General features: G+C 62.9%; 21 protein-coding genes. 3 read left to right on the plus strand and 18 right to left on the minus strand.

What is annotated here, in order from left to right; genetic code table 11:
- Window positions 1–52 precede the first annotated feature (52 nt).
- Window positions 53–337 (plus strand): DUF4212 domain-containing protein, encoded by a 285-nt coding sequence (locus Q1M07_RS04710; protein ID WP_300451370.1) that lies wholly within the window; start codon window positions 53–55, stop codon window positions 335–337.
- A gap of 40 nt (window positions 338–377) precedes the next feature.
- On the opposite strand, the gene glmM is transcribed toward Q1M07_RS04710, so the two are convergent.
- The 4 genes from glmM to Q1M07_RS04730 form a co-directional block, all read right to left on the minus strand.
- Window positions 378–1,745 carry a phosphoglucosamine mutase gene (gene glmM / locus Q1M07_RS04715; protein WP_300451372.1) on the minus strand — a complete coding sequence of 456 codons (1,368 nt, stop codon included), beginning with the start codon at window positions 1,743–1,745 and terminating at the stop codon, window positions 378–380.
- Between the two features lie 100 nt (window positions 1,746–1,845).
- The gene (gene folP, locus Q1M07_RS04720) at window positions 1,846–2,619 is read right to left on the minus strand and encodes a dihydropteroate synthase (protein WP_300451495.1); all 774 of its coding nucleotides are present in this window, start codon (window positions 2,617–2,619) and stop codon (window positions 1,846–1,848) included.
- Between the two features lie 120 nt (window positions 2,620–2,739).
- Window positions 2,740–4,623: an ATP-dependent zinc metalloprotease FtsH gene (ftsH, locus tag Q1M07_RS04725; RefSeq protein WP_300451375.1), complete on the minus strand. Its 1,884-nt coding sequence runs from the start codon at window positions 4,621–4,623 to the stop codon at window positions 2,740–2,742.
- A gap of 100 nt (window positions 4,624–4,723) precedes the next feature.
- Window positions 4,724–5,368 (minus strand): SAM-dependent methyltransferase, encoded by a 645-nt coding sequence (locus Q1M07_RS04730; RefSeq protein WP_300451378.1) that lies wholly within the window; start codon window positions 5,366–5,368, stop codon window positions 4,724–4,726.
- 48 nt (window positions 5,369–5,416) lie between these two features.
- On the opposite strand from Q1M07_RS04730, the gene Q1M07_RS04735 reads away from it, so the two are divergent.
- Window positions 5,417–5,776 carry a YhbY family RNA-binding protein gene (locus tag Q1M07_RS04735; RefSeq protein ID WP_300451381.1) on the plus strand — a complete coding sequence of 120 codons (360 nt, stop codon included), beginning with the start codon at window positions 5,417–5,419 and terminating at the stop codon, window positions 5,774–5,776.
- A gap of 51 nt (window positions 5,777–5,827) precedes the next feature.
- Here the strand turns inward: Q1M07_RS04735 and Q1M07_RS04740 are convergent, their stop codons facing one another.
- The 5 genes from Q1M07_RS04740 to Q1M07_RS04760 form a co-directional block, all read right to left on the minus strand.
- Complete coding sequence (locus tag Q1M07_RS04740) at window positions 5,828–6,292, minus strand: DUF4149 domain-containing protein (RefSeq protein ID WP_300451384.1); 465 nt, start codon at window positions 6,290–6,292, stop codon at window positions 5,828–5,830.
- A gap of 2 nt (window positions 6,293–6,294) precedes the next feature.
- On the minus strand, window positions 6,295–6,771 hold the full coding sequence (greA, locus tag Q1M07_RS04745) for a transcription elongation factor GreA (protein ID WP_300451386.1): 477 nt from the start codon (window positions 6,769–6,771) through the stop codon (window positions 6,295–6,297).
- Between the two features lie 66 nt (window positions 6,772–6,837).
- Window positions 6,838–10,044, minus strand: a complete 3,207-nt coding sequence (gene carB / locus Q1M07_RS04750) for a carbamoyl-phosphate synthase large subunit (protein WP_300451389.1) — start codon at window positions 10,042–10,044, stop codon at window positions 6,838–6,840.
- Window positions 10,037–11,179 (minus strand): glutamine-hydrolyzing carbamoyl-phosphate synthase small subunit, encoded by a 1,143-nt coding sequence (carA, locus tag Q1M07_RS04755; RefSeq protein ID WP_300451498.1) that lies wholly within the window; start codon window positions 11,177–11,179, stop codon window positions 10,037–10,039. The genes carB and carA overlap by 8 nt, the downstream gene beginning before the upstream one ends.
- 1,257 nt (window positions 11,180–12,436) lie before the next feature.
- Window positions 12,437–13,261 carry a class I SAM-dependent methyltransferase gene (locus Q1M07_RS04760; protein WP_300451392.1) on the minus strand — a complete coding sequence of 275 codons (825 nt, stop codon included), beginning with the start codon at window positions 13,259–13,261 and terminating at the stop codon, window positions 12,437–12,439.
- A gap of 737 nt (window positions 13,262–13,998) precedes the next feature.
- Between Q1M07_RS04760 and Q1M07_RS04765 the strand changes: the two genes are divergently transcribed.
- Complete coding sequence (locus Q1M07_RS04765; protein WP_300451394.1) at window positions 13,999–14,451, plus strand: group II intron maturase-specific domain-containing protein; 453 nt, start codon at window positions 13,999–14,001, stop codon at window positions 14,449–14,451.
- Window positions 14,452–14,626: 175 nt separating this feature from the next.
- Here the strand turns inward: Q1M07_RS04765 and Q1M07_RS04770 are convergent, their stop codons facing one another.
- The 9 genes from Q1M07_RS04770 to Q1M07_RS04810 are packed head-to-tail and all read right to left on the minus strand — an operon-like array spanning window position 14,627 to window position 21,678.
- On the minus strand, window positions 14,627–15,058 hold the full coding sequence (locus Q1M07_RS04770; RefSeq protein ID WP_300451397.1) for a nuclear transport factor 2 family protein: 432 nt from the start codon (window positions 15,056–15,058) through the stop codon (window positions 14,627–14,629).
- Between the two features lies 1 nt (window position 15,059).
- Entirely contained in the window at window positions 15,060–15,815 is a 756-nt protein-coding gene (locus Q1M07_RS04775) for an SDR family oxidoreductase (protein ID WP_300451400.1), read from the minus strand.
- Entirely contained in the window at window positions 15,812–16,333 is a 522-nt protein-coding gene (locus tag Q1M07_RS04780; protein WP_300451402.1) for a DUF3833 domain-containing protein, read from the minus strand. Before Q1M07_RS04780 ends, Q1M07_RS04775 begins: the two co-directional genes overlap by 4 nt.
- Window positions 16,330–17,556 (minus strand): MFS transporter, encoded by a 1,227-nt coding sequence (locus Q1M07_RS04785; protein WP_300451405.1) that lies wholly within the window; start codon window positions 17,554–17,556, stop codon window positions 16,330–16,332. Before Q1M07_RS04785 ends, Q1M07_RS04780 begins: the two co-directional genes overlap by 4 nt.
- 1 nt (window position 17,557) lies before the next feature.
- Window positions 17,558–18,169 (minus strand): chalcone isomerase family protein, encoded by a 612-nt coding sequence (locus Q1M07_RS04790; protein ID WP_300451408.1) that lies wholly within the window; start codon window positions 18,167–18,169, stop codon window positions 17,558–17,560.
- Window positions 18,138–19,328, minus strand: a complete 1,191-nt coding sequence (locus Q1M07_RS04795) for a cyclopropane-fatty-acyl-phospholipid synthase family protein (protein ID WP_300451411.1) — start codon at window positions 19,326–19,328, stop codon at window positions 18,138–18,140. The genes Q1M07_RS04790 and Q1M07_RS04795 overlap by 32 nt, the downstream gene beginning before the upstream one ends.
- A complete protein-coding gene (locus tag Q1M07_RS04800) occupies window positions 19,325–20,089 on the minus strand; it encodes a DUF1365 domain-containing protein (protein ID WP_300451414.1) in 765 nt (254 codons plus the stop codon). The genes Q1M07_RS04795 and Q1M07_RS04800 overlap by 4 nt, the downstream gene beginning before the upstream one ends.
- A 7-nt stretch (window positions 20,090–20,096) precedes the next feature.
- The gene (locus Q1M07_RS04805; protein ID WP_300451417.1) at window positions 20,097–21,431 is read right to left on the minus strand and encodes an NAD(P)/FAD-dependent oxidoreductase; all 1,335 of its coding nucleotides are present in this window, start codon (window positions 21,429–21,431) and stop codon (window positions 20,097–20,099) included.
- A 10-nt stretch (window positions 21,432–21,441) separates the two neighbouring features.
- Window positions 21,442–21,678 carry a hypothetical protein gene (locus Q1M07_RS04810; RefSeq protein WP_300451420.1) on the minus strand — a complete coding sequence of 79 codons (237 nt, stop codon included), beginning with the start codon at window positions 21,676–21,678 and terminating at the stop codon, window positions 21,442–21,444.
- Between the last annotated feature and the right edge of the window lie 93 nt (window positions 21,679–21,771).

The following is a 21,771-nucleotide window of genomic DNA, read 5'->3' on the forward strand; positions in this document are numbered from 1 at the left end:
CGGCCGAAACGAGTTGCGCTCGCAAGCTTTCGCCAGTGGCGAGGAGGGCGGGGTGAAACTTACCCAGAAGCATCAGGACTACTGGCGGCGCAACCTCAGGATTACCGCCTTGCTGCTCGCGATCTGGTTCGTCGTCACCTTTGTGGTCAGTTACTTCGCACGCGATCTCGCCAGGTTCACCCTGTTGGGTTTTCCGCTAGGTTTCTATATGGGCGCGCAAGGTTCGCCGCTGATCTACGTCATCATCATCTGGTGCTACGCTCGCTACATGAACGATCTCGACCGCGAATATGGCGTCAACGAGGTCGAGCACGAGGCCGACGACCAGCGCCCCTGATCAAGCAAGAACCCCACAAAGTCGTAGCCACTCGCCGACGTCACGAGGAGACGGCCTCCCGTACGGCACCGGCGAGCGTCTCGGCTGCCCGGGAAACGACTACCGGATCCTGACCCTCCACCATGACGCGCAGCAGAGGTTCCGTACCCGAGGCGCGCAACAATACCCGGCCGCAGCCATTCAACTCACTCTCCACCTGACGATGAACGGCGGCGATCAAGGGATTTTTCTGCCACGGAAAGCCCTTGCTCAAGGCCACATTGATCAACTTTTGTGGATAGAGCATGAGGTCTCCGAGCAACTGCCGCAGGTCTCCCTCGCTTTCACGTAGTGCTGACAGCACCTGCAGTGCCGAGACTATGCCGTCGCCGGTGGTGTGCCGGTCGAGGCACAAAATGTGTCCCGAGTTCTCGCCGCCATACAGCCAGCCGTTTTGTCGTAGCGCCTCCATCACGTAGCGGTCGCCGACCGCCGCGCGGACGAAAGGTACCTTGAGCGCGGCAAGCGCGTGTTCGAGAGCCAGATTGCTCATCAGCGTGCCGACCACACCCGCTACCGGGCCTTGCCGAAGGCGGCTACGGACAATGGCAAACAGCAGTTGATCTCCGTCGTATAGGTTACCCTCCGAATCAACCATCATCACTCGATCCGCGTCGCCATCCAGGGCAATGCCGAGGTCGGCGCCGTGGGCCAGAACGGCTTCACGCAGTGCCGCGGGTGCCGTCGCGCCAACATCCTGATTGATGTTCAGGCCGTTGGGTTCGCTGCCGATGCTGCTGACGTCAGCGCCCAGTTCGTGAAAGACGTGAGGAGCGATGTGATAGGCGGCGCCGTGGGCGCAATCGACGACGATCTTGAGTCCCCGCAAGTCGAGCTCGAAAGGTACCGTGCTCTTGCAGAATTCGATGTAACGTCCATCGGCGTCGTCGATCCGGCGGGCACGGCCGAGGCCGGCCGACGGAACGCAGCTCAGCGGTTCGTCGAGTGCTGCTTCGATTTCCAACTCGAGTTCATCCGGCAGTTTGGTGCCGCGCGCCGAGAAGAACTTGATTCCGTTATCGTAGTATGGATTGTGCGAGGCGGAGATGACGATTCCCGCCTGCAAGCGCAAGGCGCGCGTGAGATAGGCGATGGCTGGGGTCGGCATCGGCCCGACCAGGCAGACGTCGACGCCGGCCGCCGAAAAACCCGCTTCGAGCGCCGCTTCGAGCATGTAGCCTGAGATACGGGTGTCCTTGCCGATGAGCACCGCCGGACGTTCGCCGGCCTTGACATGGCTACGCGCCGCTTCGCGTGCCGCCAGTACGCGTCCCGTCGCATGGCCGAGGCGCATCACGAAATCCGGTGTGATCGGGTTGTCTCCGACACGCCCGCGCACGCCGTCGGTACCAAAATACTTTCTCGTCACGTTTCTTCACTCCCCAGAGTTGTAGACCGGTGGCCGTCCGCCGATGTTGTTCATTCTACGCAAACCGGCGCCAGGGCGCCGAGAACAAACGCACAGGCCCTCAATCGATGTCCACCGCGGCGAGGATCGCCAGCGCATCGCGTGTCTCGGCGACATCATGAACGCGGACCACTTGGGCGCCACGTTGTATCGCCAACAGGGCGGCCGCGAGGCTGGCGGCCAGTCGGTGGTCGACCGGACGGGAGGTGATCGCACCGAGCATCGACTTGCGCGACATGCCGGCCAGCATCGGCAGGCCGGCAAAAGGCAACTCCGCGAAACGGCGCAGAAGCTCGAGATTGTGTGCCAGCGTCTTGCCGAAGCCGAAACCGGGATCGAGTAGCAGGCGATCAGCTCCGATTCCTGCTGCCGTCGCGATGGCTACACGAGCTTGGAGGAAGGAGCGGACCTCGTCGACGACATCGGTGTACACCGGGTTGTCCTGCATGTTCGAGGGGTCACCCCGCATGTGCATCAGGCAGACCGCGCAATCGCTGTCGGCCACCGCGGTGATCGCGCCGGGTATGCGCAGTGCGCGGATATCGTTGATCATCGAAGCTCCGCGTGCCAGCACCGCACGCATGACTTCCGGCTTGTAGGTATCAACCGAAACCGGCACGCCGCAGCCAGCAAGCGCGTCGAGTACCGGAAGGATGCGTCGCAGTTCCTCGTCGACCGGCGTCGGAGCAGCACCCGGCCGGGACGATTCGGCGCCGAGGTCGATCAGATCGGCGCCGGCCTCGATCTGCTTGCGCGCGTACGCGACAGCCTGTCGGACGCTTGCCGCCAGACCGTCGCCGGAAAAGGAATCCGGCGTCAGATTGACAATGCCCATGATCAGCGGGCGCTTCAGGGTGAGCTCAAACGCTCCGCAACGCAAGCTCCGGCCGGCCTCTCCTGCCGCGCCGGGACTGATGTCGGACACCTCGCCGCGCGCTGCTCGAAAGGGTCTAGCTCAGGCCGGAGCCGTTGCGCTCGGCGCCGCATCCGGCGTGTTGTTGTCGGTTCTGCTCGACGGTTTCGACGGCGTCTGCTTGGGTGGCCGCGGGGGCTTGCCGGCCATGATGTCGTCGATCTGGTCGCTGTCTATCGTTTCCAATTCAAGCAGTGCGGCAGCCATCGCCTCGACCCTGTCGCGGTTCTCTTCGAGCAGTCGGCGCGCCAGCGCGTACTGTTCGTCGATGATCCGGCGGATCTCTGCGTCCACCTTCTCCATCGTCGCTTCAGACATGTTCTTGTGCGTTGTCACCGAGCGGCCAAGGAAAACCTCTCCCTCGTTTTCGCCATACACCATCGGGCCGAGAGCGTCGGACATGCCGTAGCGGGTGACCATGTCACGCGCCATTTGCGTGGCGCGCTCGAAGTCGTTCGACGCGCCGGTCGTCATCTGATTCATGAACAATTCTTCGGCGATACGACCGCCAAAGAGCACAGCAATCCGACTCATCAGATAGACACGATCGTACGCATACCTATCCTCTTCGGGCAACTGCATCGTCAGTCCAAGCGCCCGGCCGCGCGGAATGATCGTTACCTTGTGCACCGGATCGGATTTCGGCATCAGCTTGGCAACCACCGCATGCCCCGACTCGTGGTAAGCCGTATTCCGACGTTCGTCCTCGTTCATGACCATGCTGCGCCGCTCGGCACCCATCATGATCTTGTCCTTGGCTTTCTCGAAATCCTCCATGTCCACCAGGCGTTTGTTACCCCGGGCGGCAAACAGTGCGGCCTCGTTGACCAGGTTGGCGAGGTCGGCGCCCGAAAAACCTGGTGTGCCGCGCGCGATGATGTCTGCCTTGACGTCAGGTGACAGCGGTACCTTGCGCATGTGGACAGCGAGAATCTGCTCGCGGCCACGGATGTCGGGTAGCGGCACGACGACCTGGCGGTCGAAACGGCCGGGGCGCATGAGCGCCGGGTCGAGTACGTCGGGACGGTTGGTGGCGGCGATGACGATGACGCCGACGCTGCCTTCAAAGCCATCCATTTCGACCAGCATCTGGTTCAGCGTCTGCTCACGTTCATCGTTGCCGCCGCCAAGACCCGCCCCACGCTGACGACCGACGGCGTCGAGTTCGTCGATGAAGATGATGCAGGGCGCGTGTTTCTTCGCGTTCTCGAACATGTCGCGCACGCGTGCGGCGCCAACCCCGACGAACATTTCGACGAAGTCCGACCCGGAGATCGAAAAGAAAGGCACTTTGGCTTCGCCAGCGATGGCCTTGGCAAGCAGCGTCTTGCCGGTTCCCGGATTGCCGACGAGCAGGACGCCTTTCGGGATGCGTCCCCCCAGCTTCTGGAACTTGGAGGGATCGCGCAGAAAATCGACCAGTTCGGAAACTTCTTCCTTCGCCTCGTCGCAACCGGCAACATCGGCAAAGGTGATCGTATTGGTCGACTCGTCAAGCAGACGCGCCTTGCTCTTGCCGAAGGAGAAAGCGCCGCCGCGGCCGCCGCCCTGCATCTGGCGCATGAAAAAAACCCACACGCCGATCAGCAACAGCATCGGGAACCAACTGACGAAGATGCTCATCAGGAACGATTGCTCTTCTTCCGGCTTGGCCTCGATCTTGACGCCGTGCTTCAGCAGATCGGACACCATCCACAGGTCAGGAGGCGCGTAGCTGGTCAGCTTGCGGCCGTCGGTCGTCGTGGCTTTGAGCACGCGCCCTTCGATCACGACCTTGGCAATCGTTCCCTTGCTCACTTCTTCGATGAATTGCGAGTACTCCATCGAAGACTGGGCGACCTGGCGCGTATTGAACTGGTTGAAAACGGTCATCAGGACGAGGCCGATAACCAGCCAAACGGCCAGATTCTTGAACATGTTATTCAATGCCTTACCTCTTCTTCCACGTTGTCCGGCGCGGGCAGCTAGCGTTAGCCTGACCGTCTTCCAAGAATTTACCATTCTAAACCGATTTTCGCCTGCCGAATCAAACAGGATGCCGATTGGCGGATCGGGTTTTCAAGGCCTTGGCGAGCAAATAGACCTCAGGGCTGCGGTCGCGTGATGCCGCCGGCTTGCGCAAGACTACGGACTTGAAGCTCGTTCGCATCGCTTCGAGAAATCCTTCGAACCCATGTCCCTGAAACAATTTGACCAGGAACGCACCGTCCGGTTTCAGCCAGTTGCAGGCGAACTCCAGACCCAACTCCGCCAGATGCACGGCCCGCGCCTGGTCGCTGACCGAGATGCCAGAGATATTGGGTGACATGTCGGAAAGAACAAGCCCTACCTCGGCACCGGCCAGCAGGTTTTCCAGGTGGAGCAGGAAGGACTGCTCACGAAAATCTCCTTGCAGGAAGCTGACGCCCGGCAGGGGCTCCATGGCCAGCCGGTCGACGGCGATGACGTGTCCACGGCCCTGCAGTCGCTTGGCGACCACCTGCGACCATCCGCCAGGGCTCGCGCCGAGGTCGACGACGATGTCGCCGGCACGGATCAGGCGATCCTTGTCGTCGATCTCCATCAGCTTGTACGCGGCGCGTGAGCGATAGCCTTCGCTGCGGGCACGTTGCACGTAAGCGTCGTTGACATGCTCGCGCAACCAGGCTGGGCTCGTTCGGCTTCGTTTCATCCGGGTGAACCCGCTAGAATGCGTTCTTCAAGAAAAAGGGTGCTTTGCATGCTCTCTCTCAGTTCCGACCAGCGCCGCGTTCTGCGCGCCCGTGCCCACGCCCTGCAACCCGTCGCTTCGATCAGTTTCGGTGGCCTTTCCGAATCGGTGGTCAAGGAGATCGACAGCCGCCTGTTGTGTCACCAGTTGATCAAGATCCGTATCCATCACGGCGACCGGCAGCTCCGCGAGCAGTTTCTCGGCACGCTCTGTGAGCGCCTGCAAGCGGCGCCGGTTCAGCATATCGGCCGCTTGCTGGTGATTTGGCGCCCGCTGCCCGAGGGCCAGGAAAAAGCCGCCAAACCTCGGGTCAGGCAGGTTGAGCCGCGGCGTGGCAAACGTCGGTTCCAGGGCGAGGCCGCCTACTGAAACCTCTGTCGCAAGTCGTCCGGCGCGCTTTGAACCAGGAAGGAGGCGCACCTACTTGCCGCCCCGCCGCTGGCCGACGACCAGCAGCAGGCCGAGCAGGCTCTGGACGAGGTAGAGAATGCTCGATACGCCGTGCCAGGTGGCAAAGCGGTTGCGCAGCACACTCTCCATCACTTCGCGTGGCAGGGCGTCGGACTTCAGCTGCGCCAGCAGCGGCTGAATGCCGAACAGGCTGACGGCGCCGAGCAGCAGCATCAGCAGAACCAGCCAGAAGTTCCAGCGGCGTAGGGCAGCCGTGCCGGCGCGCAGGATCATGAACAACAGCAGGTAGGTTCCGCATCCCAGTCCGAGCCAGCCGATCAGATCGAACAACTGCCCGGCGAGCGCGCCAGCCAGCGAACGATCGCTGCCCAGCGCGACGAACAGCTTTGGCGCAACGAGATAGCCGATGGTCCACAACCCCCCGACCCACAGCGTCAGCGCCACATCGTACAGTGCGTCAGCGAAGCGCCGCATGGCTACTCGTAACGTACGTCAAGTACTTCGTATTCGCGTAAGCCGCCCGGCGCCTGGACTTCGGCGACGTCACCGGCGAATTTGCCGATCAGTGCGCGGGCGATCGGCGAATTGATCGAGATCTTTCCGGCCTTGATGTCGGCTTCGTCCTCGCCGACGATCTGATAGCTGACTCGGGTACCGGATTCCTGATCCTCGAGATCAAGCGTAGCTCCGAAAACGCAGCGCCCATCGGCGTCCAGCAGTCTCGGATCGATGATCTGAGCATTGGCCAGCTTGCTTTCGACTTCCTTGATGCGGCCTTCGATAAAGCCCTGCCTTTCCTTGGCGGCATCGTACTCGGCGTTCTCCGAGAGGTCGCCGTGCGAACGCGCTTCGGCGATAGCCGCGATCGCACGCGGGCGCTCGACGGTCTTCAAGTGATGCAGTTCGGCGCGGAGTTTTTCCGCCCCTTTGACGGTCAGAGGTGTCTTGCTCATAACATTCGCGGCCAGCAAGGAAGCGTCGCCCCGGCGGGAAGCGGCGACGGTCTTGGGTTAGGTTAGTCAGTGCAGTTGCGCGTGCAAGTCCTGCAGCGGATAGACAACGAGTTCGCCACGGTTCCGGATCCCGGCCGTCGCGGCTTCGGCGCCCCAGATCGTCGTGTAGATGGTCACCCGCGCCGCCAGTCCGGAGGTGCGGATGGAGCGGGAATCGCTGATTGCCTTGCGCTTCTCATCAACTGTGTTGACGATCAGGACGATCTCGTGGTTCTTGATCATATCGACGACGTGCGGCCGGCCTTCGGTTACTTTGTTTACCACAGTCACCGCAACACCGGCCGCGGCGATCGCCGCGGCCGTGCCCCTGGTCGCGAGCAGCGTGAAGCCGGCGGCTCGCAGATCTCGGGCGATCGACACGGCTTTCGGCTTGTCCGATTCCTTGACGCTGATGAAGACCTGACCGGAAGTGGGCAAGCGTACGCTGGCCGCCATCTGGCTCTTGACGAAGGCCTCGGAGAAACTGAGTCCGATACCCATTACCTCGCCGGTCGATTTCATTTCCGGGCCGAGGATGGTATCGACGCCGCGGAACTTGGCGAAGGGAAAAACGGCTTCCTTGACCGAGAAATAGTGCGGAATCACTTCCCTGGCGAAGCCCTGATTGGCGAGCGATTTGCCGACCATGCAGCGGGCAGCGATCTTCGCCAGTGGCAAACCGGTGGCCTTCGAGACGAAGGGAACAGTGCGCGACGCCCGCGGGTTCACTTCCAGGACGAAAACCACGCCGCCCTGGATGGCAAACTGCACGTTCATCAAGCCGCAAACCTGCAATCCTCTGGCCATCAGCCGGGTCTGCCGGCGCAGTTCGTCCTGCAGTTCAGCCGACAGCGAGTAGGGTGGCAACGAGCACGCCGAATCGCCCGAATGTACTCCGGCCTGCTCGATGTGTTCCATGACGCCGCCGATCAGTACGTCTTCGCCGTCGCAGAGCGCATCGACGTCCACCTCGATCGCGTCGTTCAGAAAACGGTCGAGCAGGACCGGCGAATCGTTCGAGACCTTGACCGCCTCACGCATATAGCGTTCGAGGTCGCGCGGGTCATGAACGATCTCCATGGCCCGACCGCCGAGGACGTACGATGGTCGAACGACCAGCGGATAGCCGATTTCGGCCGCCAGGCGAAGTGCCTCGGCTTCGTTGCGTGCCGTCCGGTTGGCTGGTTGCCTGAGACCCAGATCACGCAGCAGCTTCTGAAATCGCTCGCGGTCCTCCGCGGCGTCGATCATGTCCGGGCTGGTTCCGATGATCGCTACCCCGTTGGCTTCGAGGTCGCGCGCCAGCTTGAGCGGGGTCTGGCCGCCGTACTGGACGATGACGCCGAGTGGTTTCTCGACGGCGACGATCTCGAGAACGTCCTCGAGCGTCAGCGGTTCGAAGTACAGGCGGTCCGAGGTGTCGTAATCCGTGGATACCGTCTCCGGATTGCAGTTGACCATGATGGTTTCGTAGCCGTCTTCGCGCATCGCCAAGGCCGCATGCACGCAGCAGTAGTCGAACTCGATGCCTTGGCCGATCCGGTTCGGGCCGCCACCGAGCACCATGATCTTCTGCCGGTCACTCGGCTTTGCCTCGCACTCGTCCTCGTAGGTCGAGTACAGATAGGCGGTATCGGTCGCGAACTCGGCGGCGCAGGTGTCGACGCGCTTGTAGACCGGTCGCACGCCCAACTCGTGACGACGCTCGCGGACCGCCGTCTGCGTCGTTCGCATCAGCGTCGCCAGTCGCCTGTCGGAGAAGCCGGCGCGCTTCAGGTGCCGTATCTCGTCGCGCGACAGCGAGGCGAGTGGCCGGCTGCGGATGCGCTCGGCTTTCGTGTAGAGGTCTTCGATTTGTGCCAGGAACCACGGGTCGATCCCGGTCAGGCGCTGAATTTCGTCTAGGTGCAGGCCGATGCGGAAGGCGTCGGCGATGTACCAGATTCGTTCCGGACGCGCCTCGCTGAGTGCCGTCTCGATCTCTTCACGGTCGACGCTACGCTCGTCGAAGCCATCGACACCGACCTCCAGGCCGCGCAAAGCTTTCTGCAGCGATTCCTGGAAAGTCCGCCCGATGGCCATCACCTCGCCCACGGATTTCATCTGCGTGGTCAGCCGGGAATCGGCCTCGGGAAACTTCTCGAAGGCGAAACGTGGCACTTTGGTGACGACGTAGTCGATCGACGGTTCGAACGACGCGGGCGTCTTGCCGCCAGTGATTTCGTTGGCCAGTTCGTCGAGCGTATAGCCGACGGCCAGTTTCGCCGCCACTTTGGCAATTGGGAAACCGGTCGCTTTCGAAGCCAGTGCCGACGAGCGTGAAACGCGCGGGTTCATCTCGATGACGATCATCCGTCCGTCGGTCGGGCAAATCGCGAACTGCACGTTCGACCCGCCGGTATCGACACCGATCTCGCGCAAGACCGCGACAGCGGCATTGCGCATGAGCTGGTATTCCTTGTCCGTCAAGGTCTGGGCCGGGGCGACGGTGATCGAGTCACCGGTATGGACGCCCATCGGGTCGAGGTTTTCGATCGAACAGACGATGATGCAGTTATCGTTCCGGTCCCGTACCACCTCCATCTCGAATTCTTTCCAGCCAATCAGCGATTCTTCGATCAGCAGTTCTCGGGTTGGGCTGGCTTCGAGCCCCCGCTTGCAGATGTCGACGAACTCTTCCTGATTGTAGGCAATGCCACCACCCGAACCGCCCATCGTGAATGAGGGCCGAATGATCGCCGGATAGCCGATCATCGCCTGCACCTGCAGCGCTTCCTCCATCGAGTGCGCGACAGCCGAGCGCGCCGACGCCAAGCCGATGCTGGTCATTGCGGTCTTGAACTTTTCGCGGTCTTCGGCCTTGTCGATCGCCTGCCGGGTGGCGCCGATCATCTCGACGCCGAAACGCTCCAGGACGCCATGCCGCGCCAGGTCGAGCGCGCAGTTGAGCGCAGTTTGTCCGCCCATGGTTGGCAGCAGGGCGTCGGGACGTTCCCGGTCGATGATTTTCTCGACGACTCGCCAGGTGATCGGCTCGATGTAGGTCACGTCCGCCATCTCTGGATCGGTCATGATCGTTGCCGGATTGGAGTTCACCAAGATGACCCGGAAACCCTCCTCGCGCAGCGCTTTACAGGCCTGCGCTCCCGAGTAGTCGAATTCGCAGGCCTGGCCGATGACGATCGGTCCAGCGCCGATGATGAGGATGCTCTTGATGTCTGCGCGCTTAGGCATGGTGTGGCTTCTTGTCCTGCATCATCCTGATGAAACGATCGAACAGATAGGCGATGTCGTGCGGGCCCGGGCTGGCTTCCGGGTGGCCCTGAAACGAGAAGGCAGGCACGTCGCGGCGAGCGATACCCTGTAGAGAGCCGTCGAACAGCGAAATGTGTGTTGCCAGCAGTTCGTCGGGCAAGGTGCTGCTGTCGACCGCAAAGCCGTGGTTCTGGCTGGTGATCAGAACCTGGCCGGTGTGCAGATCCTTGACCGGGTGATTGGCGCCGTGGTGGCCGAACTTCATCTTCAGCGTGCGGGCGCCGGATGCCAGCGCCAGGAGTTGGTGCCCCAGGCAGATGCCGAAGGTGGGGATCCCGGCGGCCAGGATCTCGCGTATCGCCGCGATGGCGTAATCACAGGGTTCAGGATCACCGGGACCATTCGACAAAAAGACGCCATCGGGATTAAGCTGGATGACCTCGGCGGCGCTGGTCTGCGCCGCAACGACGGTGATCCTGCAGCCGCGCGACGCCAGCAGGCGCAGGATGTTGTGCTTGACACCGAAATCGTAGGCCACGACATGCCATTGAATGGCGGGGGGTGCCAGATCGCCGTTCGGCGACCACTGGCCCGCCGTCCACTGGTAGGGTGCGCCGATGCTGACGACTTTGGCCAAATCCATGCCGGCGAGACCGGGAAAGGCGCGCGCTTCGGCGATTGCCTGCTCGTCATCGACCTCACCCGCCATCAGGCACCCGGCCTGGGCTCCCTTTTCCCGGAGGATTCGCGTCAGTTGGCGCGTGTCGATACCGGCGATAGCCACGATGCCGTGTTTTTTGAGGTAGCTGGCGAGGGTCTCCTGCAAACGCCAGTTGGCCGCGCGAACTGGCAGATCGCGGATCACCAGACCGGCGGCAAAGTTGCCACGGGATTCGAAATCCTCTGAGTTGCAGCCCACGTTGCCGATGTGCGGGCAGGTCAGCGTGACGATCTGGCGGCAATACGAGGGATCGGTGAGGATCTCCTGGTAGCCCGTCATCGCCGTATTGAAAACGACTTCGCCGCTGCTGCTCCCTTCGGCGCCTATCGTCTGGCCACGAAAAACCGTACCGTCGGCCAGGGCGAGGATGGCGGGCGGAAGAGTGGGTAACAAGGACACGAAAAACTCCTGTTGGTGCGGCTGGCGAATGCGCCGCCGTCCGGGCCTCAGATGCGCAAAAGCGGGACGGACATGAGGCCCTCCCGCTTGGCTACTGGCAAGCGGCGGGATTATACCGGAGCACGCCTCTTGGTGGGCGATTTGGCATGTTGGAGGAACTCTCTGCTCAGTCGGACTGCGTTGTCGCCGGCTGACGAGCGACAGTCCAACGAACAGTTTTCAGCACATCGCCGGCTGGCGGCCGGGACCGCCCCTGGCTCCGAGAAGCTCGACGGAACGCGCGCGCCGATATCCTTTCGGCAGTACACGCCGCGGGACGCGCTACGGAAAACCCGCGCCGGACACGGTCCGCCATTCCATCCTCGCCTTCCTGGCATGCGATGGGGCTAGCCGATCGGCCGTCATGACAGGCGGCGATGTCGCTCTCCCGAATGGCGTTTTGCGCGACAAGTGGCACCCGAGATGGATGAGGGCCGGTTCGCCACGGTCCACCGATTGGCGCTCCACCTGCGTCGTCGGATAGCCACCGGGAGGCCGCCGCCCGGATCCTCGCCCGGAAGACCCTGGCCAAGGCATTGCGGTGGGACAGCTCACCGCCCCTGATTTGGCCAGTCGTTTGCTCCGCCATCGCTGGTGCGGGTCGCTAGCATGACAAGAGTCCTGCGCTCTTGACCTGCCTCTTGAGGCTGATCGGCACTCGGCACGGCTTGATCGCCGCCAGCGCGCACTAGCGCTCGGGCGCGACCCGGTGGCGGTAGTGCGCCAGGAAATCCGCCTCAAAGCTTTCCTTGCTGCCAGGCGGTGCCTTCGACCTGCCCCCAGGTGAAAGCGGCGCCATCCAACAGGCCGTCGATTCATGCCAGCACGTGATGCTTGGTCGGCTCCGTCAGGGTGGGTAGGGTGGGGGCGCCCAGTCGATGGGTGGCTGTTCGCCTGCTGCCGTTTGCCTGTTTTCCGGACTGAAGGCCGATGATCGGCGAGTGCCTTCCAACCTACACGGCAAGGTAGGGCGTGCCATTGCTTCGCGGTTTTCGTGTGTGGTGTTCTACCGCGTCGAGCCGAAGCGCCTAGCGCTTCTTCGCGTGGGAGCCCCAAGCTCTGGCCTCAACCCAGGAGGGCTGCTCCAGCGGGACGCGCCGCAAGCGACGCACCCCTGAACTTGAACATGTACGTCGGGCATGGCGCGTTACTTCGTCGCTGGAAGTCCGATAGCCTGGTTGTGCGGAGCCGAATTGCACTCGTGATCGTGCTCTACTGCTCTTTCAGGGCAAAAACTACCGTCCACGGGGTGAATACGTGCCCAGCAAAGCGTAGCGGCGGTATCGCCCGCAGCGCGCCGATGGCGAACCGTTGCAGCGCCCCAATCGTCGAGGTGTCGACGAGATCGAAGCGGTCCAGGCAGCGAAAGCCGCGGCGTTTCAGATAGGCGGCGAGGGAATAGAAGGTGAACCAGTTCACCGCTGGGTACTTCGCGTGGTTGGCCAGTTCGGGGCGTGTGCTCATGGCGAGGCGCTCGAATCTTCGCTTCAACAAGCCGGGGTACCAACTATACAAGGGCAACTGGAACTCCTCTTGGATCGGACATAGCCAGTTGGTGGTGCTAAGGTAGAGCAGGCCGCCCGGTCTCAGAATTCGTATCGCTTCGTTCAGGCAGCTTTGCCAGTCGGCGACGTGCTCAAGCAGTTCGGGCAGCAGGCAGACATCTGCCGATTCGCCTGCGTACGGCAGCTCAGTGGCTGACCCGACATCGAACTGGACATCGAGTTGTTCCGCCTTTGCCCTTTGGCGGGCCAGTTCAATCAAGGGGGCACTCACATCCAGTCCACGTACCCGGTGTCCTTGCCGAGCCCATAGCCGACATTGCGTGCCCGAGCCACACCCGATGTCCACCACATCGAGTTGCTCCGTGCACCCGTGTCCGGCACCGAGAAGCGCAATAGCCTTGTCGCGGACCAGCGTAAAGCGTGCGATTTTTTCGCTGGACAGGCTCTGTCGTTCGTAGTAATCGATGAACCTGTCGTCGCTGGAGTGATTCCATGACCCGGGCAACGGAGTTTTCGGTACAACGCCCGTCATCTTTTCACCTCCTACGGAACAGCCAATTCTGCCTACCGTGACGGTGTCTGCGAAAAGCGAAGCGCTGACCGCACCACCGCCATAATCACAATATCATCATATCACAGGCTCGTTCACTTTACTCTGTAGGCCGCCTCGGCTTCAGGGCAATCACATGAATCTTATACAAAACCGAGCAGTTCCGCCGGGGCCGGCTCGACGACGTGCGACGCGCCTTGCCCGAACGCTTACCACACAACTCACCGGCATCCTCAACGACTTCGAAGCCGGCAAGCTGTGGTGAAAAAAATTGAATCAGCACTTTCCGTGCGCCGTGTCAAGGCGCTGTCTTCCAGCGGGTGCGAAACTCGCCCGGCAACTTTCGCTCCGGCCGGTAGCAACTGGAGCAGTCGTGGAGGCAACGAAGCGGCTGAAGCCTCTGGTGTAGAGGGTTCTGTAAGGAACTTGGCGACCATGCAGGCCGTAATGTGAATGAATATCGAGCAGGCCTCGAAAGTGATAATGCGGAAGCCGACTCGCCGGGAAGCGGGGAAGGCCGTTGTTACAGGCGAATGCGAGCGAAATGCCGTCTGTGGTTCCGCCGGGGTAATGGTGACGGCATGTGTGGAAGAGGAAGGCAGACGCAACACGGGAAGCCCCATCCCGTGGTCAAGCGCAAGACCAACCGGAGGCCCGCGAGGGACAGGCCGGGCGAGGTGGGGTGGCGGAGAGGCCCGTAGTATCGGTGAAGCCGGGTAATGCCGATGGAGGAAAGGGGCCTTGGTTCAAGACCAACAATACCGCAAGAGCGGTTTGACTTCCTGGGTTACACCTTCGGGCGGTGCTACAACCAGAAGAATGGGCGCGCCTATATCAGCGCCCGGCCCTCGCGGAAGAGCATCAAACGCATGGTGGACAGCATCATCCAGGAAACCGACCGCCGCCGAATATTGCTGGACGCCGAGTATGTCGTGGGACGCTTGAACCGGAAACTAACTGGCTGGGCGAATTACTTCAACATGGGTCCAGTCAGCCCGGCCTATCGAGCGATCAACGCCCATGTGCTCACACGGCTCCGCCGGTGGTTGTGTGCGAAACACAAGGTTCTGGGCAAGGGGGAACGATGCTACCCCGACCGGTATTTCTACGAAAAGTTGAAGCTGGTCAATTTGCCGAAAAGAACGCACGACCTTCCGTGGGCGAAAGCGTGACGTCTTGTCCGAGAGGCGGATGCGGAAAATCCGCACGTCCGGTTCGATGAGCGGGATGTGGAAACGGGGCTATGACCAAGCTACTTGGGCACCGTCAGACGAAAGGGACGGAAACAGACAAGCTGAGCCTACCGCCAGCGCGCCACATCTCGACTCTACTAAGTTCGATAGGCGGCTAACCCGCGTTGCCGCTGCCCAGTGCCTTGCTCAGGCTTCGCATCAGCAGGCCGATGCCAGGAAGCTTCGTGTACAGCTCTTCGGCGGTATCCCAGTAGTCGCGATGGTAGTTGACCTTGCCATCGGGGTCGAATTTCAGATGCGAGACGCCGCGTATAACCAGTGGCTCGCTGCACCACGGTCGGAGGCCGAAATGAAAGGTCCACACCAGCATCGCGCCGTGCTTGTCGACGATCCGCTCGCCTATGACGAAAAACGGGTTGCTGACCTGGCGGAACATGTGGCCGAAAATGCTCTGGATGGCATGCACACCGCTCACTTCGTTGAACGGATCCTTGAACCAGGCATTTTCGGCGTAGAACTCAGGAAAGCGAGCGACATCCGCCGGACTCAGGGTTTCGTAGAAACGGACCAGAGCGTCGATGCTCATGTCAGCCTCCGGTCAAGCGGCGGATGAGTGGGAAATACCAGCCATAGGGTAGCCATGCCAACAGTTTCATCAGGCAGGTGAAGCGCTTCGGGAAATGGATTTCGAAGTTTGCCGATCTGAAGCCATCGACTATAGCCGTTGCCGCCTGTTCGGGCGTCAGCAGGCACGGCATGGCGAAATCGTTTTGGGCGGTGAGCGGCGTGGCGACGAAGCCGGGGTTGATCACCCAGACGCCGATTCCCTTCGGTGCGAGATCGAGGTGCAGGACCTCGGCAAAGTGGATCAGTGCCGCCTTGCCTGGGCCGTAGCACAATGCCTTGGGCAGGCCGCGATAGCCGGCGACGCTGGCCACGAAAGCGATGCCGCCGCCCGGCTTCAGGTCGGGCAGGACGGCGGCGGCGACGCGCAGGGCTGCCGTGAAGTTTACCTTGATGACCCGCTCGGCGACGGCCAGATCGAAATTGGCGACGCGCATCGGAACGTAGTCTCCGGCCAGGTAGACCACGAGGTCGATGCCGCCCCAGGTCGCCAGCACGGTCGCGTGGGCAGCGGCCAGGCTGTCCGTGTCGGTCACGTCGCAGCGCATCGGCAGGGCACCGGCGGGCGCCTGCTCCTGCAGCTTTGCCGCGTTGCGCGCCGAGAGCACCAGTCGTGCGCCACGTCTGGCCAGTTCGCTGGCCAGCGCTGCGCCTATGCCGCTCGAGGCGCCGATCAGCCAGACGCGCTTTCCCGTCCAGTCGGTGAAGGTCGGGTTCATCGCTTGACGAAGGTCAGCGTGACTTCGCCCAAATGAAAGCCCCATTTGGACATGGCGGATCGGTTCATCATCACCTTGTCGTCCATCAGGAACATCCAGTCGTCGAAATCGACGTGATAGACCTTGCCATTGACCGGCAAGGCGAGTACGTAGCGCCAACGCAAGGCGTTGCCCGAGACTTCGCCGACGGCCTCGCCGACCACATCGTCGGCCTTGCCGCGAAAGCTGCCGTCGGCCTGCCGGGTCAACGTCCATACCCGGCGCGACGTGCTGCCGTCAGACCATCGGAAATGCTCGTCGAGGGTGCCTGTGTCGCCTTCCCAGCGCGCATCGATGAGCACGTGGAAGCGCTTCGTCACTTCGCCCGAGCGACTCTGGAACATGCCCCAGGCGTCGAGCGTGCCGTTCATATACGCTTTCAGGTCGAGCGCCGGTTGTTCCGATCGGTATCGATCGACCTCGATGGCGGCACAACCAGCAATGCCCAGTGCGAAAGCGGCGGCGAACAAGAGTTTCATCGCAGGATCTCCAGGGAATGGCGCCAGCGCCAGAGCAACAGGCCGGCCAGCGACTTGAAAGCGAGCGGCAGAAGGGCATAAGCGACGGTCAGCGCCAGCAGCCCATGGCCGCTGCCGGGGACGTAGCCGAGGCTGCCGAGCAAGGGCAGGGAAAGCCCTGCGGCCAGCGCCAGGTTGAGTTTGGCGACAAAGTTCCAAACGCCGAAGCAGGCGCCCGCCTGCCCCTGCCGCTCGCCGAGGTCAGCCGCGATGGCCGCCGGTAGCGCAAGATCGGCGCCGAGTGCAACACCGGAGGCGAGGCAGATGGCCGCGAAGGGTCCGAGGTCGCCGGGGCCGAGCAGGCTGGCGCCGGCAAAGGCGACGATCGACAAGCCCATCGCCCCGAGCCAGGCGGCGACCCGGCCGTAGCGCGTCGCACAATGGACCCAGAGCGGCAACGAGGCGGCGCCGGCGACGAAATAGAGGGCCAGCAGGGCACCGCTTGCCTCGCTCAAGCGCAGCACATCGGCCACGAAAAACAGGAACAGCGTGGCCGGCAGGGCAGCGGCAATGCCGTTTGCCACGAAGACCAGAAGGAGGCGGCGGAAGGCCGGGTCGGCGAAAACGCGACGCAGGCTTGGCAGCAGCGGTTGGCTGACAGGTTGCGCGAGGGGAGTACCGGCGGCGACCCAGGAAAAGGTGGTCGCCGCGGAGATCAGCAGCAAGGGCGGCAGTACCCAGCTCAGGCGGGCGATGCCGTCGTCGAGGCGGCTGGCCAGCAAACCTGGCAGGGCGGCGGCAAGTACCACGCCGAGCAGGCCGAAGCCCTCGCGGGCGGCTGTCAACCGGGTGCGCTGACCGACGTCGCGTCCGATGTCGGCGCCCCACGCCTGATAGGCGACGGTGGCGGCGGAAAAGCCGAAGTAGGTCAAGGCCAGAGAGCCTAGCAGCCAGGGAGCCGGATAGTCGGCCGGCGGGTTGAGCAGAGCAATGAAGCCGATGCCAAACGGCAGCAGCGCGATCGCCACCATGCGCGGCCGCGAGACGCGATCCGCCAGCCAGCCGAGCCAGGGGTCGATGCCGGCATCGAGCAGGCGGGCGGCGAGCAGGATGAAGCCGAGCAGTGCCAAAGGCAGGCCGGCGGTTTCGGCATAGAAGCGTGGCACATGGACGTACAGAGGTAGCGCGGCGAAGGCCAGCGGCAGGCCGAGCAGGCCGTAAGCGAGAACCTTGCCGGTGTGCATGTCAGCCCGCCTGGCGCTTGAGCAGCGCGGCACGCAATTCGGGGGCGCTGGTCTTCGGGTCAAGCCAGATCGCGAAGAAAGCGCGGGCGAAAGCCGCGTCTTCGATGCTGCCGAGCCGCCGGTCGTTGAAATAGAAGACGGCCGCTTCGGGCGCGAAATAGCCGAGGATATGGTCGCCCGGCATGACGTTGGGGAACAGGCGGGTCATCTGCTGTCCCCAGCGCTGCAGCGTGGTTTCGTCGCTGAAGCCCAGATGGCGCATCTCCTTGACGCTTGCATCGACGATGGCCTGCGCGGCGATGCTGCGCCGGTAGGTAAGCTTCAGCGCCAATGGCGGGCGTTGCGGGTCGTCCGCAGCCCACAGGGTGGCCTCGTAGACGAGCAAGCCAAAGCGCCGGAACTCGCCGCTGCCCCAGCGCGAAAGACCGGCGGTCGGGTCGGTGCGCGCGAAGACGGCGAACGGCAACGCTGCCAGGGCAAGAAGTATCCGACGACGCGCGGCGCAAGCCGGCGGGTTTTTTCCGCCGATTTCCAGCGGCCGAGCGTAGCCTTCGTGCTCAGGCTGGCCTGGTGCCAGCCGCTCAACGATGAGCAAGTTCGAATTGGACGACATCGACGTTTCCGGCCCGAAAGCCGGCCTCACAATAGCAAAGGTACATCCGCCAGAGGCGGCGGAAGGTTTCGTCGAAGCCTTGGAGGGCAATGGCCGGCCAGTTCGCTTCGAAGGTGTGGCGCCATTCGGCCAAGGTGCGTGCGTAGTCGAGTCCGAAAGCGTATTCGTCGCGCACCGCCAGCCCCTGCCTGGCCGCGGCGGCACGGAAAGCGCTGCGCGAGGGCAGCATGCCGCCTGGGAAGATGTACTGCTGAATGAAGTCGGTGCCCTTGCGGTAGCTGGAAAACAGGTCGTCGCGGATGGTAATGCTCTGGATCACCGCCCGGCCACCCGGTTTCAGCGCGCTGGCCACGGCTTTGAAGTAGCCTGGCCAGAAGCGTTCGCCGACCGCTTCGAACATCTCGACGGAAACGACGTGGTCGAAACTTTCCATGATGTTGATGTCACGGTAGTCCTGCAGGCGCAGGTCCGCGTTCGGCACGTGTTTCTTCGCCCAGTCGAGCTGCGCCGGCGAAAGCGTCACACCGGTCACCGCGAGGCCCTGGGCGACGGCGAGTTCGGCAAAGCCGCCCCAGCCGCAGCCAATTTCGAGCACGCGCTCGCCCGGGCGGGCGGCCAGGCGCTGCAGGATGCGGTGATACTTGGCGCGCTGGGCCGCCGCCAGCGTACCGTCATCGACCTCGCGATAGATGGCGGCGGAGTAGCTCATGCTCGGGTCGAGCCAGAGTCGGTAGAAGTCGTTGCCGAGATCGTAGTGAGCCATGATGTTACGCCGGCTGCCGGCGCGACTGTTGCGGTTGAGGCGGTGCCGCAGGCGCGCCGCCAGCAGACGGGGCCAGGAACCATAGACCGCCCTGCCGATCGCCTCGCGGTTACGGGCCAACAAGGTCAGCAGGCCGGTGACGTCGTGGGAGTCCCAAAGGCCGTCGAGATAAGCTTCGGCCAGCCCGATGTCGCCGCGCGCCAGGACCATGCCGAACAGGGATTCGTCGCGCACATGCAGCGTGACGCCGTGCTCACCGTCACCGAACAGGGCGCCAGAGCCGTCGGGGAGACGAATTTCGAGCAGGCCGCCGCGGAGTTTTTCCAGCAACTCGAAGGTCAGGCGGGTGTCGCGGGCCAGGCGTTCGCCGCCGCGAAGTATCATGGTGTCGTTCATTTGCTTGATTCCTGGAGAGCTTGGGGGGCACGGGCACCACGGAAAGGCACCCCTTTTAGCCAGAGTTTCAGGGCCTGCCAGTGGATGCGGACGATCACGCCGGCGGTCAGGAACGGCATGCGCAGGAAGGCGCCGAGCAGCGCCGCGGCACCCCAGGTCCGCGGCTTGCCGGAAATGGAAGTAAGCAGCAGTTCGCCCTCGGCGTCGTCGTAATCGATGCGGGCCAAGGGTACTGGCCGGTCGAGGTAAAAGCGGAAGCGGTAGCCACCGGTGATCTCGTTGAACGGCGAAACGTGAAATTCCTTGTCCGCCCACAGTTCCTGCCCATCACGCAGCGGGGTGCCGTCAGGCTCGTGCAGTAGGTAGGCATGTGTCGCGCCGAAGGTGTTATTGACCTCGGCGAGCACGGCGATCAGTGCGCCGGCGTGGTCATGGCAGAACCAGAAGCTGACCGGGTTGAAGACGTAGCCGAACAAGCGTGGAAAAGTCTGCAGGATGATCTCGCCATCGTCCGGCAGACCACGTGCGCGCAGTTGGGCGCTAATCCAGGGCAGCAGTGGGCTGCCGTCGCGCGGACCGTGGTCTTCTTGCCGGAAGCTGAGCAGACTGCTCCGGTCGACCCCGAAGAACAGGCAATTTCCGGCCGCCAGATCGCGCACCGGTAACTGGATGTAGAAGACGGGGTAGACGAAGGCATGGACCACCGGCCGCAGTCGGCGGTGCATCACATGACCGAGGAAGAGTCGCGGCGAGGGAGTCATGGCACGCTCAGGCAAAGGCGGCGGCGCGCCGCATCGGAGCGGGCAAGGGCTGCCACGGCGCGTTCAGCCCCATGCCGTTGGCGACGCGCAGGGCCGACTTCAGGCCGTCTTCGTGGAAACCGTAACGGCCCCAGGCACCGGCCAGCCAGATGCCGCCATCGCCCTGGATAGCGCTGGCCGGATCGCGGAGCTTCTGTTGGGCGGCGATGGCCGGACTGTCGAAGATCGGGTGAGCGTAGTCGAATTCAGCCAGTATCTTGGCGGGATCAGGCTGGCGTGCCGGATTGAGGGTAACGACGACCGGCGCTTCGAAAGGCAGCGGCTGCAGCTTGTTGATCAGATAGGAAACCCCGACCGGCTGTTCACCCGGCTGGCCCGCCGCGGCAAAGTAGTTCCAGGCCGACCACAACTTGCGGTTGCGCGGCAGCAGCTTCGGGTCGGTGTGCAATACGGCGCGGTTGGGCTGATAGCGGACGGCCGACAGCACCTGGCGCTGGGCATCGCTGGCCGTGCCACCGAGGATGGCCAGCGACTGGTCGCTGTGGCAGGCCATGACCACTTGGTCGAAATGCTCGCTGCCGAAGCGATGGGAGACGCGCAGGCGGCCGCCTTCGCGTGTCACGGCGCAGACTGCGCACGCCAGACGGCATTGCGAACCGTTGTCCTTGATCCTGGCGGCCAGGCGGCGGACGTATTCGCGGCCACCGCCTTCGACGGTGCGCCACATGGGACGGTCGAAGACCTGCAGCAGGCCATGGTTTCGGCAAAATCGGATGAAGGTGGCGAGCGGCATATCGAGCATCTGGGCGGTCGGGCAGGACCAGATCGCGGCCGCCATCGGCAGCAGATACCAGTCGGCAAAGGCCGCCGAATAGCGTCTTTCCGTCAGGAAATCGCGCAGGCATTGCCGGTTGTCGGGGTAGGCGAGCAGCCAGTCGCCGGTTTCGCGGTTGAAACGCAGGATGTCGGCCAGCATGCCCCAGAATTCGCGGCGCACGAGATTGCGCTTCTGGCCGAACAGGGTCGCGAGGTCGCTGCCAGCCCATTCGAGCCGCGGGTTTTCCAGGCTGACGGCGAAAGACATTTGGCTCGTGACGCTGTCGACGCCGAGGTGTTCGAAGAGCGCGATCAGGTTGGGGTAGGTCCTCTCGTTGAAGACGAGGAAGCCGGTATCTACCGGGTGCGTCCGGCCTTCGAGCGTCACATCGATGGTATTGGTGTGGCCGCCGAGATAGGTGCCGGCCTCATACAGGGTGACATCGTTTCGCTGGCTGAGCAGCCAGGCGCTGGCCAGCCCCGAAATGCCGGCGCCGACGACAGCGATGCGTTTTCTGGTAGGCATGCTTTTCTCCTTATTCGGCCAGGCAGCGGTCGACGGTCGCCAGTCGTTTGCCGTCGTCCAGCTTGGAGAGGCCGTTGCCGGCAACGATCTTGGTGGCGTACTGGCGAAACGGCATGGGCTTGGCCACCAATAGGCTGGCGAACTGACTTCCGAGCGCCGCCGGACAGGGTCCGGTACTAGCCAGCGTCACAAGGCGGGCGGGAATCAGGCTCGCCAGCCGGGGGATGGGGTTGACATTGATCATCATGTTTTTTACTTGCGCCCTTTTCTTGTCCTAGACAAAAATTGTTGTTGTTCGTAAGATAACGACCAGAAAGCCTCTTGTCAACGGTTTGTCTAA

Origin of the sequence: Accumulibacter sp., assembly GCF_029255285.1 — a bacterium.
GTDB lineage: Bacteria > Pseudomonadota > Gammaproteobacteria > Burkholderiales > Rhodocyclaceae > Accumulibacter.

Coding starts and splice junctions, on each gene's coding strand:
- Q1M07_RS04760 (WP_300451392.1), bottom strand. CDS start 13,261: ATGACGGGCGTTGTACCGAAAACTCCGTTGCCCGGGTCATGGAATCAC.
- Q1M07_RS04765 (WP_300451394.1), top strand. CDS start 13,999: ATGCCGATGGAGGAAAGGGGCCTTGGTTCAAGACCAACAATACCGCAA.
- Q1M07_RS04785 (WP_300451405.1), bottom strand. CDS start 17,556: ATGCACACCGGCAAGGTTCTCGCTTACGGCCTGCTCGGCCTGCCGCTG.
- Q1M07_RS04810 (WP_300451420.1), bottom strand. CDS start 21,678: ATGATGATCAATGTCAACCCCATCCCCCGGCTGGCGAGCCTGATTCCC.
- Q1M07_RS04805 (WP_300451417.1), bottom strand. CDS start 21,431: ATGCCTACCAGAAAACGCATCGCTGTCGTCGGCGCCGGCATTTCGGGG.
- Q1M07_RS04800 (WP_300451414.1), bottom strand. CDS start 20,089: ATGACTCCCTCGCCGCGACTCTTCCTCGGTCATGTGATGCACCGCCGA.
- Q1M07_RS04740 (WP_300451384.1), bottom strand. CDS start 6,292: ATGCGGCGCTTCGCTGACGCACTGTACGATGTGGCGCTGACGCTGTGG.
- Q1M07_RS04780 (WP_300451402.1), bottom strand. CDS start 16,333: ATGAAACTCTTGTTCGCCGCCGCTTTCGCACTGGGCATTGCTGGTTGT.
- Q1M07_RS04790 (WP_300451408.1), bottom strand. CDS start 18,169: ATGTCGTCCAATTCGAACTTGCTCATCGTTGAGCGGCTGGCACCAGGC.
- Q1M07_RS04795 (WP_300451411.1), bottom strand. CDS start 19,328: ATGAACGACACCATGATACTTCGCGGCGGCGAACGCCTGGCCCGCGAC.
- carB (WP_300451389.1), bottom strand. CDS start 10,044: ATGCCTAAGCGCGCAGACATCAAGAGCATCCTCATCATCGGCGCTGGA.
- folP (WP_300451495.1), bottom strand. CDS start 2,619: ATGGGCATTGTCAATCTGACGCCGGATTCCTTTTCCGGCGACGGTCTG.
- Q1M07_RS04730 (WP_300451378.1), bottom strand. CDS start 5,368: ATGAAACGAAGCCGAACGAGCCCAGCCTGGTTGCGCGAGCATGTCAAC.
- Q1M07_RS04735 (WP_300451381.1), top strand. CDS start 5,417: ATGCTCTCTCTCAGTTCCGACCAGCGCCGCGTTCTGCGCGCCCGTGCC.
- Q1M07_RS04775 (WP_300451400.1), bottom strand. CDS start 15,815: ATGAACCCGACCTTCACCGACTGGACGGGAAAGCGCGTCTGGCTGATC.
- Q1M07_RS04770 (WP_300451397.1), bottom strand. CDS start 15,058: ATGAGCATCGACGCTCTGGTCCGTTTCTACGAAACCCTGAGTCCGGCG.
- greA (WP_300451386.1), bottom strand. CDS start 6,771: ATGAGCAAGACACCTCTGACCGTCAAAGGGGCGGAAAAACTCCGCGCC.